The organism is Allomuricauda sp. ANG21, assembly GCF_040705235.1.
Taxonomy (GTDB): Bacteria; Bacteroidota; Bacteroidia; order Flavobacteriales; family Flavobacteriaceae; genus Flagellimonas; species Flagellimonas marina.
Genome location: NZ_JBFCVT010000002.1, coordinates 354672 through 370772, shown reverse-complemented (window position 1 = coordinate 370772; position 16101 = coordinate 354672). Strand labels below are relative to the sequence as shown.

12 protein-coding genes and 1 tRNA gene are annotated in these 16101 nt (G+C 41.8%); 9 read left to right on the top strand and 4 right to left on the bottom strand.

Annotation, left to right across the window (positions count from 1 at the left end; genetic code table 11):
• Positions 1–18 precede the first annotated feature (18 nt).
• Positions 19–885, bottom strand: a complete 867-nt coding sequence (locus AB1A65_RS04005; protein ID WP_366585870.1) for an MBL fold metallo-hydrolase — start codon at positions 883–885, stop codon at positions 19–21.
• A gap of 200 nt (positions 886–1085) precedes the next feature.
• Here AB1A65_RS04005 and AB1A65_RS04000 point away from each other — a divergent pair, with 200 nt between their 5' ends.
• Entirely contained in the window at positions 1086–2924 is a 1839-nt protein-coding gene (locus AB1A65_RS04000; RefSeq protein ID WP_366585868.1) for a sodium:proton antiporter, read from the top strand.
• A gap of 166 nt (positions 2925–3090) precedes the next feature.
• On the opposite strand, the gene lepA is transcribed toward AB1A65_RS04000, so the two are convergent.
• Positions 3091–4887, bottom strand: a complete 1797-nt coding sequence (lepA, locus tag AB1A65_RS03995) for a translation elongation factor 4 (RefSeq protein ID WP_366585866.1) — start codon at positions 4885–4887, stop codon at positions 3091–3093.
• Positions 4888–5034: 147 nt separating this feature from the next.
• On the opposite strand from lepA, the gene AB1A65_RS03990 reads away from it, so the two are divergent.
• Positions 5035–7455 (top strand): outer membrane beta-barrel family protein, encoded by a 2421-nt coding sequence (locus AB1A65_RS03990; RefSeq protein ID WP_366585864.1) that lies wholly within the window; start codon positions 5035–5037, stop codon positions 7453–7455.
• Between the two features lie 51 nt (positions 7456–7506).
• On the top strand, positions 7507–8499 hold the full coding sequence (gene dusB / locus AB1A65_RS03985) for a tRNA dihydrouridine synthase DusB (RefSeq protein ID WP_366585862.1): 993 nt from the start codon (positions 7507–7509) through the stop codon (positions 8497–8499).
• Here dusB and AB1A65_RS03980 read toward each other — a convergent pair.
• Complete coding sequence (locus tag AB1A65_RS03980) at positions 8496–9707, bottom strand: FtsX-like permease family protein (protein WP_366585860.1); 1212 nt, start codon at positions 9705–9707, stop codon at positions 8496–8498. The two genes, dusB and AB1A65_RS03980, sit on opposite strands and share 4 nt — an antisense overlap.
• A 2-nt stretch (positions 9708–9709) precedes the next feature.
• On the bottom strand, positions 9710–10105 hold the full coding sequence (rbfA, locus tag AB1A65_RS03975) for a 30S ribosome-binding factor RbfA (RefSeq protein ID WP_366585858.1): 396 nt from the start codon (positions 10103–10105) through the stop codon (positions 9710–9712).
• Between the two features lie 196 nt (positions 10106–10301).
• Here rbfA and AB1A65_RS03970 point away from each other — a divergent pair, with 196 nt between their 5' ends.
• From AB1A65_RS03970 to AB1A65_RS03945, 6 genes are all read left to right on the top strand, one after another.
• Positions 10302–11639: an alpha-L-fucosidase gene (locus tag AB1A65_RS03970; RefSeq protein WP_366585856.1), complete on the top strand. Its 1338-nt coding sequence runs from the start codon at positions 10302–10304 to the stop codon at positions 11637–11639.
• A gap of 21 nt (positions 11640–11660) precedes the next feature.
• Positions 11661–12068, top strand: coding sequence for a methylmalonyl-CoA epimerase (gene mce / locus AB1A65_RS03965; RefSeq protein ID WP_366585854.1), 408 nt, complete (start codon positions 11661–11663; stop codon positions 12066–12068).
• A gap of 59 nt (positions 12069–12127) precedes the next feature.
• A tRNA-Ile gene (locus tag AB1A65_RS03960) sits at positions 12128–12201 on the top strand.
• A gap of 171 nt (positions 12202–12372) precedes the next feature.
• Entirely contained in the window at positions 12373–13683 is a 1311-nt protein-coding gene (locus AB1A65_RS03955; protein ID WP_366585852.1) for a hypothetical protein, read from the top strand.
• Between the two features lie 2 nt (positions 13684–13685).
• The gene (locus AB1A65_RS03950) at positions 13686–14273 is read left to right on the top strand and encodes a hypothetical protein (protein WP_366585850.1); all 588 of its coding nucleotides are present in this window, start codon (positions 13686–13688) and stop codon (positions 14271–14273) included.
• 360 nt (positions 14274–14633) lie between these two features.
• Entirely contained in the window at positions 14634–16013 is a 1380-nt protein-coding gene (locus tag AB1A65_RS03945; RefSeq protein ID WP_366585849.1) for a Gfo/Idh/MocA family oxidoreductase, read from the top strand.
• Positions 16014–16101 lie beyond the last annotated feature (88 nt).

Genomic DNA, 16101 nt, shown 5'->3' with positions numbered 1-16101 from the left:
GATATAGAATGTAAAACTTTATTGCGAATTGAATATTTCATTAAAAGAGAACGTTTTGTTAAGTCGTACCCCCTTTTCTGTATGCTTTAAGGTGCAGAGTTCATTGTGGGCATCATGTTCAAAGAACAGAAGCCAATCATTATCAGCAGCTTTATTGAGAAATGTTGCTTTTTCTTTCATGGTAAGCAAAGGTCGGGTGTCGTATCCCATCACATAAGGCAACGGTATGTGCCCCACAGTGGGAATTAAGTCAGCCACAAAAACCATAGTCTTGCCTTTGTAGGTCAAATGCGGGAGCATTTGCTTGTCTGTATGCCCGTTAACAAAATGAACTCCGAAGCCCAATTCAGAATTTTCAACAAAGGCATCTTTGTGTTGCTCCACAAAGTGAAGCTGTCCGCTCTCCTGCATGGGCAACAGATTTTCCTTTAAAAAAGAGGCTTTCTCACGTGGATTGGGTTTGGTGGCCCACTCCCAATGGTCTTTATTGGTCCAAAATTTGGCATTTTTAAAAGCAGGTTCGTAGCCCGTTCGGTCCTTGTTCCATTGAATGCTACCACCACAATGGTCAAAATGCAAGTGGGTCAAAAAAACATCGGTAATATCATCCCTATGAAACCCCAACGTTTCCAAAGATTCGTCCAATGAATGATTTCCCCAGAGATAGTAGTAACTGAAAAATTTTTCGGATTGTTTGTTGCCCAAACCGTTATCAACCAAAATAAGTCGGTTTCCGTCCTCGATCAAAAGACATCGGGCGCCCAAATCAATCATATTATTGGTATCAGCAGGATTGGTACGATTCCATATCGATTTTGGAACTACACCAAACATGGCACCACCATCCAACTTAAAATTACCAGTCTCTACAGGATAAATCGTCATTTAGAAAGCAAATGGCATGCAAAATAAGAAAAGCACAATGCAAATGGCTAAAAAATAGGAATTTATTGGCCCTATTTTAACAAAATTGATGAGTGGAAACTTACTTGGGGAAACCTAGTACACCGATCCTTGAAAACTCTAAGTTTTTGGATTGGGGACAATCTAAAAGAAAAACTGTAAATTTCAACAAAACTTGACGGATGCTCGAACTTGCAGGAATAATCATTCTTGGCATTATTGCACAATGGGTGGCTTGGCGCTTTAAATTGCCAGCCATTTTACCTTTAATATTGATAGGTCTTTTGGTTGGGCCCATATCCACTTTGTACACAGAGGACGGTTCAAAACTGATAGAACCCATTTGGACAGGGGAAAAAGGATTATTTCCGGGAGAGGGGCTCTATTATTTTGTGTCTTTGGCCATTAGTGTAATCCTTTTTGAGGGAGGCCTTACCTTAAAACGAGCCGAAATATCAAACGTAGGTCCCGTAATCACAAAACTGATTACAATTGGCACTGTTGTGACATTTTTTGGAGCAGGCGTAGCCGCACACTATATATTTGGACTCTCATGGCAAATATCTTTTCTTTTTTCTGGATTGATTATCGTCACCGGGCCAACGGTAATAACCCCTATTTTACGAAATATACCCCTCAAAAAAGATGTTTCCACAGTTTTAAAATGGGAAGGAATCCTTATTGACCCCATTGGTGCATTAGTAGCGGTTTTGGTGTTTGAGTTCATCAGTGTTGGTGAAGGGCAGGCCTTTACGCAAACGGCCCTGGTGGAATTTGGAAAGATCATACTTTTTGGCACTACCTTCGGGTTTACATTCGCCCATGCGCTGGCCTTTGCCATAAAACGCGATTTTATTCCGCATTATCTATTGAATGTGGTTTCTCTTTCAACCGTACTTCTGGTTTATGTGGAGTCAGATTTGTTCGCCCATGAGTCAGGACTTTTGGCTGTTGTGGTCATGGGAATGGTTTTGGGCAATATGAACCTCCCTAATTTAAAGGAACTGTTGTACTTCAAGGAATCGTTGAGCGTGCTTCTCATATCCATCCTTTTCATTCTTTTGGCGGCCAATATCAATATCAGCGATATGGAGCTAATCTACAACTGGGACACTGTGGCCCTATTTGCCGTTATCGTTTTTATAATTAGACCACTGGGCGTGTTTTTAAGTGCGCATGGCTCTAACTTAAAGTTCAATGAAAAACTTTTTATCGGCTGGGTCGGGCCCCGTGGTATTGTTGCTGCGGGTATTGCTTCGCTTTTTGGCTCCAAGCTGATTTTAAGAGGTGAGCCCGGAGCGGAATATATTACCCCTTTGGTCTTTATGATTGTTTTGGGAACGGTGTTGTTGAATGCCACAACGGCTAGAATCTTCGCAAAATTGGTGGGTGTTTTCTTGAAGAAGTCCGAAGGTATTTTGATTATTGGAGCGTCTAAACTATCCCGCTTGATCGCCAATTATCTGCGAAAGAACAACAGGCACGTGGTCTTGATTGACAATAACCAAACCAATGTGGATAAAGCCAAAAAGTTAGGGCTGGAAGCCATTACGGCCAATATATTTTCTGATACTTTGGCTGATAATATTGAACTGAACGACATGGGTTATCTTATGGCACTCACCGGAAACTCGGACATCAATAAATTTGCCATTGATAAATTTCAAAAACAGTTTGGGGAAAACGGGGCTTTCCGATTGGTGAATACCGAGGAGGTCAATGACCCACAGAACAATCCAAAGGAAGGACTCTTTTCACATACGGATGATTTCATAAAACTCATGGATACGGTTAGAAAATATCCTGCCATCCATGAGATTGACCTAAAGGACAAGGAACACTACGATAAACTTATAGATACTAGTCAAGAAGAGGGCGATATCATTCCTGTTTTCACCAAACACCCCAATGGAAGCATAGAAATCATTCCCGCCAACAGCAAGGATTTTCAGCCTAAGGGCGAAGGCTTTAAACTTGTTTATTTGGGCAAACGATTTGCCGAGGAGAAAGAACCAGCTTAAAACCTATCCGAACCCGGACACGCTTTTCATCGATGTATCAATTGAATCGACGCATTCGTCAATTTCCAGCACAGCAGGGATTGCTGCACAATACTTTTAGGGAATAATAAACCCTAATTGTTACAAGAGAATGTTTATTCGGTTTGGAGTATTGACGTGGAATTTCCTAGTCATTCAATTTAAGAACAGCCATAAATGCTTGCTGCGGAATTTCCACATTGCCCACTTGGCGCATCCTTTTTTTCCCCTTTTTCTGCTTTTCGAGCAGTTTTCGTTTACGCGAAATATCTCCACCATAACATTTGGCGGTAACATCTTTTCGCAAGGCCTTAATGGTTTCTCTGGAAATGATTTTGGAACCAATGGCAGCTTGGATGGGAATATCAAACTGTTGTCTGGGGATGAGCTCCTTCAATTTTTCGCACATCCGTTTCCCAATGTTGTGTGCATTATCAAAATGGACCAATGCAGATAAAGCGTCGACGGGCTGGGCATTTAAAAGTATATCCACTCGGACCAGTTTGGATACTCGCATACCTATTGGCGAATAGTCAAAAGAGGCGTATCCTTTTGAAATGGTTTTCAATCGGTCGTAAAAATCAAAAACGATTTCAGCCAAGGGCATATCGAAAATGAGCTCCACCCGCTCTGTGGTCAAATACGTCTGGTTCACGATTTGTCCACGTTTGTCAATACAAAGCGACATTACGTTCCCCACAAAATCGGATTTGGTGATAATTGTTGCCTTAATATAAGGTTCTTCAACCCTATCCAAAGTGGAAGGGTCGGGTAAATCCGAAGGATTGTTAACAATGACCGGGGTTTCGGTGTCCTTGGTGGTAAAAGCGTGGTAGCTAACGTTGGGCACCGTAGTAATCACCGTCATATCAAACTCACGCTCCAACCGTTCTTGGATGATTTCCATGTGAAGCATTCCCAAAAACCCACAACGGAAACCAAAGCCCAAAGCGGCACTGCTCTCTGGCGTAAAGACTAATGAAGCATCATTGAGTTGCAGTTTTTCCATGGAGGAACGCAGTTCTTCAAAATCTTCGGTATCCACTGGATAGATTCCGGCAAAAACCATGGGTTTTACATATTCAAATCCCTCAATAGGATTTTTAGTGGGATTGGCAGCATCAGTAATGGTATCCCCCACCTTTACCTCGCGGGCATCTTTGATTCCAGTGATCAAATACCCCACATCCCCGGCAGATATTTTGTTTTTTGGAACCTGCTTTAGCTTCAATGTTCCAATTTCATCGGCATCATAGGACTTTTTGGTGGCAACGAATTTTATCTTTTGTCCTTTTTTGATTTCTCCATTAATGACCCTAAAATAAGTTTCAACCCCTCGGAATGGATTGTAGACCGAGTCAAAAACCAAAGCTTGTAAGGGCTCATCCACGTTTCCTTTTGGAGCAGGGATACGCTCAATAATAGCGGTTAGGATGTCTTGAATACCAATTCCTGTTTTGGCACTGGCTGGAATCACTTCTTCGGGTTTGCATCCCAAAAGATCTACGATATCATCGGTTACCTCTTCTGGATTGGCGCTGGGCAAGTCCACTTTATTGAGTACGGGAATGATTTCCAAATCATTCTCCAGAGCTAAATACAGGTTGGAAATAGTCTGTGCTTGAATACTTTGTGCGGCGTCCACTACCAAAAGGGCACCCTCGCAGGCGGCAATAGACCGAGATACCTCATAGGAAAAGTCCACGTGGCCGGGAGTGTCAATCAAGTTGAGAATATAGGTTTCCCCTTCGTGCACATATTCCATTTGAATGGCATGGCTCTTAATGGTAATCCCGCGTTCGCGTTCCAAGTCCATGTTGTCCAACAACTGATCTTGTTTTTCACGCTCGGTCACAGAGCCGGTAAAATCCAACAATCGGTCTGCCAACGTACTTTTTCCGTGGTCAATGTGCGCAATGATGCAAAAATTCCTAATCTTCTCCATATCAACAGTTGGTCAACAATAGTGGACTACTTAGCAACTGCAAATATAATTGTTTTATATACCTTCGAATGCTTTTTTGCAAATAAGAGAATGGGTTTACATCGCTCTAAAATATTTTATTAGATTTGATGTTCAACCTTGCCTCAAATGAAAAACCTCACCTGCACTGTTTTATTGGTGTTTTTTATGGTCAACCACCTGAGTGGGCAGACCTTTCAGATTACGGGAAAGGTTGTGGATGAACAAAACCAGGTAATCCCTTTTGCCAACATTTTGTTGTTACAAGCATCTGATACCACTTTTGTAAAAGGCACCTCTGCAGACGACAATGGTTTTTTTAGACTTACGGAAGTTGATGCCGATTTATATCTTTTGCAAGCAAGTTATGTAGGCCGGGGTTCCGAACCTAGAGCATTGGATATTGCACAAGACGTTTCCCTTGGGGCATTGATAATTCCACTTGAAACCAATGAGCTGGACGAGGTAGTGGTTACTGCTCAGCGTCCGAAACTCCAAAGATTACCAGACAGACTGGTCTTTTCAGTTGAAAATACGATTGTCTCCCAAGGCACCTCTTGGGATATCTTAAGAAGCACACCAGGGGTCATTGTAAATGATGACCGATTGTTGGTCCGGGGAGAAAGTGCACGGGTCTATCTGAATGGAAGAGCGGTGCAACTCTCCGGTCAGGAGGTGCAAGATTTGTTGCAGGGGCTTTCTGGGGTGAACATTAAATCGGTGGAGGTTATGATCAATCCACCTGCCCAGTTCGATGCCGAAGGTGGCCCCATTCTCAATATCATCACGAGCAAAAATATCATTCCCGGGTATAAGGGCAGTATCAACGGAACCTATACCCAAGCTGTTTTTCCAAAGTTCAATTTTGGGACCAGCCATTATTACAAAACGGATAAGCTTAATCTCTTTGCCAACTACACCATCAATCCCCAAAAGGAGCTACGAAAAACGGATAAGGGCATCAATTTTATAGATAATACCAATGCCATATTTTCACGCTGGGACACACAATACAATCAGGTCACAAAAACGCAATCGCATTCCGCCAACCTGATCATGGACTATGATTTTGATGATAACAACAGCATAAATGTAACCTCCAACCTATTGTTTAATCCCAATCAGGAGCAGCAGACCCAATTGAGCAACGATATGCGCAATGCCCAATTTCAGTTGGATTCTACCTTTACCACTGTGAACAATGCCACCATGGACAATACCAATTTGGCGTTTGACCTGAGCTACGTTCATAAGTTGAAAAAACCCGGAGCTCGATTGAGCTTCAATGGGCACTACACCTATTACGATGGGCAATCTTTTCAAAATTTGGCATCTGATTATTTTGATGCCAATGGCAGTTTTCTGCGGGATTTTGGTTTTGATTCTGATTCGCATCAAGATATTGAGATTTACACGGGGCAGGTGGATTTTTCAACGCCCATGGGTAATGCCTCCATAGAAACTGGCGCTAAGGTTTCTTCTATTGCTTCGGAAAGCAATGTGGATTTCTTCAACTTTAATGGCTCTAGCAATACGGTTGACGCATCCCTTTCTGATGACTACACGTATGATGAAAATGTGTATGCCGCCTATTTCAGCTTTGTGAAAAACTGGGATAAGTGGTCCATGAAACTGGGCTTGCGGGGCGAACTTACCCAAGCGGAAGGGGTTTCATTGACCCTGAACGAGATCAACACCCAAGATTTTTTTGAGCCTTTTCCCTCTTTGTATCTGCTCTATTCACCATCGGACAAGCATAGCTTTTCCTTTGATTATGGACGAAATGTGGACCGACCCAAATACAATGACCTCAACCCATTTCGGTTTTTCTTCAATGAGAATGATTATGAAGAGGGGAATCCACGGTTAAGGCCTAGTTTTAGCAACAACTTTAACCTGAACTATACCCTTAACAGTGAGTATTTCTTTGATGTATATTATCGGGACAACGGAGCCAATATTGCTTATCTGGTGTTTCAGGACAACGATAATCAAACCTTGGTGGAGCTCAAGCAAAATGTGTTGGAAAGCAAATCCTACGGATTGGACTTTACCTTGAGCAAGACCATTTTACCCTCTTGGTTTGTGTACGCATACACCTCACTATTTCATGAAGAAGAAACCTTTTTGGCCGTTGAAAGTGGCGATGTGGAGTACACCAATGAGGTGGATGGGGTCTATGGCTATTTGGCCAATTATGTAACGCTTTCCAAGGATGGAAGCTTCACCGGAGAGGTTACCATGACCTACATCTCCAATTTTTTATATGGATCTTATATTTCGGATGAACAATTGAACCTCACCCTTGGCCTGCGAAAGTCGTTGTTCAACAATAGGGCGGTTATTTCAATCGCTGCGGAAGACCTTTTGGAAAGATGGGTCGCCACCTACCGCTCTGACTATCTGAATCAGGACAACTTCTATCGAAGACGGGCGGAGTACCAATTTATTCGGGTGGGCTTTACCTATAATTTTGGAAACTTCAAACTGCAGGACAATCAACGGGCCATCGAGAAAAAAGAACGAGATCGACTTGCACGCGAAGAGTAATGTGTTGATTTTGGGGTATTTTGTACTTTTGCAGTCCAAAAAACAAAAGAATTGCCAAAAATTGGAAACATAGAGCTTCCTGATTTTCCATTGTTGCTAGCGCCGATGGAAGATGTGAGTGACCCTCCTTTTCGTGCTTTGTGCAAGGAACAAGGGGCAGATGTGGTGTACACGGAGTTCATTTCTTCTGAAGGATTAATCAGGGACGCCGCCAAAAGTGTCATCAAACTGGATATCTATGAGAAGGAGCGCCCCGTGGGCATCCAAATTTTTGGTGCGGAGCTGGACTCCATGCTGCAGGCCGTGGACATTGTTGAAAAATCCAACCCAGATATCATTGACATCAATTTTGGCTGTCCTGTAAAAAAAGTAGTGTGCAAAAATGCCGGAGCCGGAATTTTACGGGATATTCCCCTGATGGTAAAATTAACCGAAGAAATCGTAAAGCGGACCAAACTTCCTGTTACCGTCAAGACCCGATTGGGCTGGGATTCTGATTCAATTAAAATTGTTGAGGTCGCGGAACGACTGCAAGATGTAGGGATTGAGGCTATTTCCATCCATGGCCGAACCCGGGTACAGATGTACAAAGGTGAAGCTGATTGGAGACCCATTGCCGAAGTGAAGAACAACCAAAGAATGCGCATCCCTGTTTTTGGGAATGGTGATGTGGACACCCCCGAAGCCGCCGTAAAAATGCGGGATGAGTATGGTCTGGATGGCGCCATGATTGGCCGTGCCAGTATCGGATATCCTTGGTTTTTCAAGGAGGTAAAACACTATATTAAAACAGGCGAACATTTGGCTCCACCTACCATGGAAGAACGTGTGGAAGCTGCCCGTAGACACCTGCAAATGTCCATCGATTGGAAGGGTGAAAAACTAGGGGTTTTTGAAACCAGAAGGCATTACACCAACTATTTTAAGGGGATTCCCCACTTTAAGGAATATCGGATGAAAATGGTGACCAGTGATGATTCTGCTGATGTTTTTGCCGCTTTTGATGAGGTGTTGGAAAAGTTTGGCGATTTCCAATTTGCCTAATCCATAATCAACTTTTTGGTAATTCGGCTGCTCGCAATTTTGGATGAGATAAAGCCCAAAACCACAATGGTGGCCAATACCAATAGCACATTCATAATATTAAATTCCACTGGATATGCTAAAGAAGGCGTAATTTTCAACCAACTGAACGCCAATTGGGAAGCAATCAGTAAAGACCCAATCAAAACACCAATAAGTCCACCCAACGAAGTGACCAAAAGTCCTTGGATAAAATAAATCCTTCTCAATTCTTTTAGGGTAGTTCCTAAGCTGAACAACGTTTTTGAATTCTGTTGCTTGTCCAAAATCATCATGATGATGGCCCCCACCACGTTAAAAAGCGCAATGATCAAAACCAGCGTAAAAATGAGGTAGGTGGCTAGATTCTCGGTTTTCAGCATGCGGTGCAACGTACTGTTCTGCTCTTGTCGGGTAAGGACGAAAACTTTATCCCCTAAAATAGTGTTGATGGAATTTTTCACCTCATCAACAGACGCTTCGCTATCCAATTTAAAATTGATACCTGAAATTTCAGTACTGTCCCGTTCCAATAATTCTTGAACCAGTGGGAGTTGCGCAAACAGATATTTTTTATCCAGATTTTCCTCCACGGCATACACTCCGCTTAGCACCAAAGAAAGCTGGTTGTAAGGCTTGGAGGCGTTAAGCCCTTGCGGGGCCAGTGAACCCTTACCCGGTTTTGGCACTAAAACGGTCATGGGACTTCGGTAATTGTCAATGGGAACACCAAGTTGGTTGTAGATTCCAATCCCCATAACACCATTGTATTCCATTTCACCCCAAGTACCAAAGTAGAGGGTGCTGTCCACTCCGGTTACCGCCCTATAATTTTCATCAATTCCTTTGATGTAGGCGATGCAACTTTTTTCCTTGAAGGTGAGATAGGCCCGCTCCTCCAGTTCTTTGGAATAATTGGCTAAGCCGGGCACCTTTTTCAGTGCACTTTCTTCATCCCTTGTGATGGAAAAATACTTTCCTGTCGTGGGTTGCGCCTTTAAATCTGGGTCGAAGGTGTTGGAAAAAGAGAGGCTGAAGGTTTTTAATCCGGCAAAGGCCGAAAGCACAATAAATAAGGCAGCAGACCCGATGACAATCACCAGAAAAGTGATAAAATTAATGATGTTTACCGCATTTTGGGTGCTCTTTGAGCGCAGATAACGTTTAGCGATATACAGCGGAAAATTCAAAATCAGGATTTCTTTCGTTTATCAAGCAAATCTCGATTCTCAATGGGATTCTCTTCGCCTTTTAGCGATTTTTCAATCTTGTCAATGTATTCCAAGGAATCGTCCAAATAAAAATTGAGTTCTGGCACACGGCGCAATTGGTGCTTGGTGCGTTGGGCCAAATCATAACGAATAGCAACCTGATTTTCCTTGATGCCGTCCAGCAATTCCTTGGCATTTTTATTGGGAAAAATGCTCACATACACTTTGGCGATGGACAAATCCGTGGTCACGGACACTTTGGTAACTGAAATCAAAGTTCCTTTTAATCCACCGTCCGTGGCGGCCCGTTGCAAGATATCTGCCAAGTCTTTCTGAATGATTCCCGCTATTTTCTTTTGCCGTTGTGTTTCCTCCATGACGCAAAATTACCGAATTCAGCCCCAATCCCATAGCTTTGTTAACTCAAGATACCTATTTTCATGGTTTTTTAAGGGTTGCCCGTCGAAAGTAATTGAAACTTTCCAAAACCTTTGCCATCTTGCCTACAATACTATTTTTGCTCTAGCAGGTCTTTTTTGAAGTGAAAATACCTTGGTGCACAAAACAAACAAGATGATCAAGACTTTCCTCACGATGTTAACGGTCCTCGTGACAGTAACAACAAATGCACAGACCAATGATTCAATTTTGGTCCAAGAACAAAAAATGCAATGGTTCAAGGATGCTAAGTTGGGTATTTTTATTCATTGGGGGTTGTATGCTGTGGATGGGATAGATGAATCATGGTCTTTTTACAACGGATACATTTCGCATGAGGATTACCTAAAGCAAACCCAAGGCTTTACTGCTAAAAAGTATGATCCAAACCAATGGGTGGACTTGATTAAAGGGAGTGGCGCCAAATATGCAGTGATTACGGCCAAGCACCATGATGGTTTTGCGCTGTGGAACACTAAATATGGAAACCTAAATGCCGTAAAAAGCGCAACATCCAAAAAAGATGTACTCACACCTTTTGTTGAAAAGCTTCGGGACAATGAACTAAAAGTGGGGATTTACTATTCGCTGCCAGATTGGTCGTATTCGGACTATACCCATTTTACCCGCGATTCAATTCGATATAAAATCTCCGACGAACCCAAACGGTGGGACACCTTTTTAAAGTACTATCATGGTCAGCTTAAGGAACTTTCGGAGCAATACAATCCCGATTTATATTGGTTCGATGGAGATTGGGAACATAGTGCAGAGGAGTGGCAAGCCCAAAAAGTTAGGGAGATGCTCTTGGACAAAAATTCAAACACCATCCTTAATTCCAGGCTAAAAGGACATGGTGATTACGCGACTCCCGAACAAGGAATGCCCATAACACGGCCTAAAAACAAGTATTGGGAGCTTTGTATGACCATGAACGATTCCTGGGGATATCAGAAAACAGACCAGAACTACAAAACAGTGGACCAAATCATTGGTGTTTTTTCCGACGTCATATCAAATGGAGGCAATTTGTTGCTGGATATTGGCCCAAAGGCCGATGGAAGCATTCCCGAAGAACAAGCAAGCTTAATGAAGGGGTTGGGCCGATGGGTGAACAAACATCATGAAGCTATTTATGGAACTGAGTCCGGCATTCCCAAAGAACATTTTTATGGTCCATCAACTTTGTCCAAGGACAAACAGATTTTGTATCTTTTTGTAAAAGGAAACCCTAATGGTGAAGTGGTGCTTCGTGGACTTAAAAACAACATTAACCGGATTTGGGTAGTGGGTCAGGGCGCCAAATTGGAACATCAGGTGGTGGGAAAGGTTTATTGGAGTCAATATCCAGGAATCAAGTACATTAAAGTACCTGATCATGTTTTGGATGAAAACATGACGGTGCTTGCCCTTCTTTTGGACGGGGAGGCGGATTTGTATCGTGAAGATGGTGCCGTGATTGAAAGCAACTAGAAACAACAAAACATAAAGGCCATGGACAAAATTGAACACATCGGTATTGCCGTGAAGGATTTGGAAGCATCGAATAGTTTGTTCGCCAAACTTTTGGGTGTTCCACATTATAAAATGGAAGAAGTGGCTTCGGAAGGGGTAAAGACCTCATTTTTTAAATCGGGACCCAATAAAGTGGAACTGCTGGAGGCCACAAACCCAGAAAGCCCCATTGCCAAGTTCCTGGAAAAGAAAGGCGAGGGCATTCACCATATTGCTTTTGCGGTGGATGACATTGTTGCTGAAATCACTCGATTGAAAGAAGAAGGGTTTGTGGTTTTGAACGAAACACCCAAAAAAGGGGCGGATAACAAACTGGTGGCCTTCCTGCATCCCAAGGGTACAAACGGGGTGTTGGTGGAGCTTTGTCAGGAAATAAAAGCGGGGTAGCTGCGTTAAAACCTTGCGGTAAAGCAAAATAAACACTAATATTGCATCCGCAAAAATTTGGTCCTATAGCTCAGTTGGTTAGAGCACCTGACTCATAATCAGGTGGTCCCTGGTTCGAGCCCAGGTGGGACCACTTAAACCCTTTCAAGTCATTGATTTGGAAGGGTTTTTTATTTCATTTTAAGGAAAACCCGTAGTATTTTTAAGGTTTTCACCCAACCATAATAAACCACTTTTGATTGATTTGGCAACAATCTCGTCAACCTCCCCCGTATTTTATTGTTAATCATTTAAAAATGTGACCATGAAAAAAATTTCAATTGGCAAATTTGTGCTTTCAATTTTCCTGTTTCTTATGGTTTTTTCTTGTGAAAAAGAGGAGGCCTTGCTTTTAGACACCAACCAAGACGAAAATAACCCAACGACCCTGGTTGAAGAAGTTGATTTTAACTCAATACCGGAAATATCCGAAGCATTAGAAGGTTTCTCTGGCAAGATTCGCATTGCTAGTTCGTACTCGGAAAAGGAGGATACTGATTTCTGGATTGATGAAGAAGATGTACTAAAACTCAAGGACTCTATTGGCAATGATAGCTATTCAATTGTAATAAAGTCAAATAACCCATCTACAACAAAATTCTATAACTTTGTAGTTACCAAAAGAGTGGATGGGAACCCAATCGCTCCATTTGTTGTTGAGTATATGTTTGCCGATGGCAGCGATATTTTAACATATGCAGAAGACGAAGACAAAAGGTTCAATGGAAGTGTGAACATATACTCACTTGATGCATTTGCTAACATATCTGGATTGCTTTCAAAGGAAACCTCTGGCGTAGCCTGTTTTCAGGATGTTGGTGTTAAGGATAATACGGTTGCAGGTACTAATGGCTCTGGATCTTCAGGGGGAACTAGCGGAGGTTCTTCAACAACAGGCTCAACAAATACATCAGGAGCAACAGTTAGTGTGACAAGAACACACATTTCGGTTAATAATAATTTTGGCACTTCAAACAACTCTACGACGGGTATTGTCTATGGAGGCATAGGCACCATGTATATGCCGAGAGAAAAAGATAAGGACCAAAATCAAGATCAGAAATCGGGTACTTTATCCAAAGAAGAGGAAAATGACTGCCCTGAAGGTTGGGTGAGTGTCCCCATCAATGAGGTTAAGGAAGAGATTGAACCTAGCTGTGAAAGTTTTAATTTTAGAAATACAACCTCTCTTTGGCAGGAAGCCGCGGTAAAGGGAATACGTTTTAAAATTGTATTAATTAGTCCAAAGGGAGCAAAACTTGCAAATGCAGTAACTATTACCCAACCTGTTTTGTTCGGTCTTCCATCAAATTATTCTATTGGGGGTAATTTAAGTGCTGGCTCTGCTGCTGAACTATCAGCAAAAATACTTAGTATTACAATGGATCAAATTGTGGACAGGTATTCTAATACCACTGTAACCGATTCTTTTATTGCAATTCAGTTTAGAGAACTGCTTGTTAAAAATTATCGAGATTATACTGGAGGAGGAGGTAGAGTACAATTTAACTATTCAGGAAACCTTTCAGCTACCAATTATAAGACCAACTTATTTGGTACTGGAGACTGTGATTAATTATGATATTGGACGACTACATATATAACTATTATCCTAAAGGCATCGAGGATGTATTTTCTGATGAATATACAAACTCAATTGAGTATAAATCTTTAAAAAAAGCAATTCAAAATGCAGAAAAATCTGAAACAATAAATGAGATAAAAGAAATTTTGAAAAGTTATGCATCGTTAGATTCTTTAAAGATGAAATTCTTAGATAGCACTAATTTTAGTTTTAATGATAGGGCCTTTAATTTTCAGTACAGACAAGAACTCCCTAATAAAATAATAAAAACTGTTTGCTGCAATATCAGCGTCTTATTACCTATCTATTGTATTTATTATATAGAAAGAGATTTTTCGAAGGTAGTATTAGGCGACAAGGTTGATACTGCATTCTACAAATATGATTTCAATACTTTCCCTAGTAGTTTTAAAGGATTGAAAATAAAAATTTCAGAAACTTTAAATAATATTGGGCTTAAAAGGATTGAAAATAAAATTTTAGAAAAGAGAGTCCCAGGAATAGGATTTAACAATATTGGATATAATAATATGACAAGATTTAATTGTTTGTTTCTGGATGAACCATACGTTAGCCCTTAATAAGCAAAAATTTAGAAGATGATTTTTAAAAATAAGTTTTTCAGAGTTGGTATAGTCATTTTAGTCGCTTTGCTACTATTATGGATGTTCGTTCCAAACCATTTATTCAGCGTCAATATTTATGACACTTACTATTTGTTTGGCTTTTATACAGTCACAGTCGTTTATTTGGGATTATTTATTTGTCTGCTTCTGGGGTTGTTTCTGATGAAAAAACTGAAGAGGTAAATCGAATAGATAGAGAACCAAACCCTTCTAAGTCACCGATTTGGAAGGGTTTTTATTTTTCTAAATAACAGCGAGGCTGGTTGGAGCGCATAGTTCAAAGATTAATCTTAACTTGATGGTCAAAACTCAACCATGAACAACAACCAGCCTAAACCATTTTACATCAACCGAAGAAACTTTTTAAAAGGGTCCACAGCAGCCTTGGCACTATCATCATTTGGGGCTTACGGGCTGGACTTAATGTATTCCACAAAAAAATGGAGAGTGGGGCTTATTGGTTGTGGCTGGTATGGTAAAAGTGATTTGTTCAAACTGATTCAGGTAGTCAATGTGGAAGTGGTTTCACTCTGCGATGTGGACCAAAACTATTTGGAAGAAGCTGCAAAACTGGTTTCAGAACGGCAGAAATCGGGTAAAAAGCCACGTCTATACAAAGATTATCGTAAAATGCTGGCCGAAAAGGATTTGGACATCGTACTGATTGGTTCTCCAGACCATTGGCATGCGCTTCAAGCCATTGAGGCCATGGAATCAGGGGCGCATTTATACCTTCAGAAACCCATAAGCCTCGATGTTTTGGAAGGCGAATCCATTCTGGCCACGGCACGAAAATTGGGAAAGAAGGTCCAAATAGGCACGCAGCGCAGGAGCACCCCGCATCTAGTTGAGGGCAAGAAAAACATTATTGAAGCCGGATTGTTGGGTAAAATATCCCATGTGGACATCTGCTGCTACTACCACATGCGATGGAATGCCAACCCTCCCATTCAGGAGGTTCCTGATTATTTCGATTATGACCTTTGGTCTGGTCCCGCACCCATGAGACCCTTTGTGGGTGTTCCGCATAGAACTTGGCGTGCCTTTATGGAATATGGAAACGGTATTGTGGGCGATATGTGCGTCCACATGTTGGATACGGTTCGGTGGATGCTGGGGCTGGGATGGCCCAAAAAAGTGAGCTCAACCGGGGGAATTTATGTGCAAAAAGATTCCATCGCCAATATTTCGGATACCCAAACCGCCGTATTTGAGTTTGGTGAGCTCAACTGCATTTGGCAACATCGAAGTTGGGGCACCCCTCCAGACCCCGAATATCCTTGGGCTTTTTTTATTTATGGCGATAAAGGAACCTTAAAAGGAAGTGTACACAAATATGAGTTCATTCCCAACGGTGGGGGTGAAACCATTAAAAAGGAAGCGGTGTATGAACGTGAGGAATATCCAGAGGATTTAAAGGAAAAAGACATCGAACTGCATACGGCCCCAGCAACTCGGGCACACATGTTGGACTTACTGGCTGCCATTGAAAACGATACGCTTCCTGTTGCCGATGTGGAAGAAGGCCATATTTCCACGGCAAGCTGTATCATGGCCAATCTTGCCATGGACTTGCAACGCCCCCTCATTTACAATCCGGAAAAAAGAATCATTGTGGATGATTTGGAAGCCACTTCTCTATTAAAACGTCAGTATCGAGGACCGTGGCAACACCCTTGGGAAGACATTTTATGATTTCAACCAACGCGTAAATAAACTTCATAAACTTTTGGTTGGTTTGACGCCCACCTTTGTTATCAAGCTACATTTGTGTATCTTGTTT

Coding starts and splice junctions, on each gene's coding strand:
- AB1A65_RS03970 (WP_366585856.1), top strand. CDS start 10,302: ATGATCAAGACTTTCCTCACGATGTTAACGGTCCTCGTGACAGTAACA.
- AB1A65_RS03955 (WP_366585852.1), top strand. CDS start 12,373: ATGAAAAAAATTTCAATTGGCAAATTTGTGCTTTCAATTTTCCTGTTT.
- AB1A65_RS03950 (WP_366585850.1), top strand. CDS start 13,686: ATGATATTGGACGACTACATATATAACTATTATCCTAAAGGCATCGAG.
- AB1A65_RS04005 (WP_366585870.1), bottom strand. CDS start 885: ATGACGATTTATCCTGTAGAGACTGGTAATTTTAAGTTGGATGGTGGT.
- AB1A65_RS03990 (WP_366585864.1), top strand. CDS start 5,035: ATGAAAAACCTCACCTGCACTGTTTTATTGGTGTTTTTTATGGTCAAC.
- rbfA (WP_366585858.1), bottom strand. CDS start 10,105: ATGGAGGAAACACAACGGCAAAAGAAAATAGCGGGAATCATTCAGAAA.
- mce (WP_366585854.1), top strand. CDS start 11,661: ATGGACAAAATTGAACACATCGGTATTGCCGTGAAGGATTTGGAAGCA.
- lepA (WP_366585866.1), bottom strand. CDS start 4,887: ATGGAGAAGATTAGGAATTTTTGCATCATTGCGCACATTGACCACGGA.
- AB1A65_RS03945 (WP_366585849.1), top strand. CDS start 14,634: ATGAACAACAACCAGCCTAAACCATTTTACATCAACCGAAGAAACTTT.
- AB1A65_RS04000 (WP_366585868.1), top strand. CDS start 1,086: ATGCTCGAACTTGCAGGAATAATCATTCTTGGCATTATTGCACAATGG.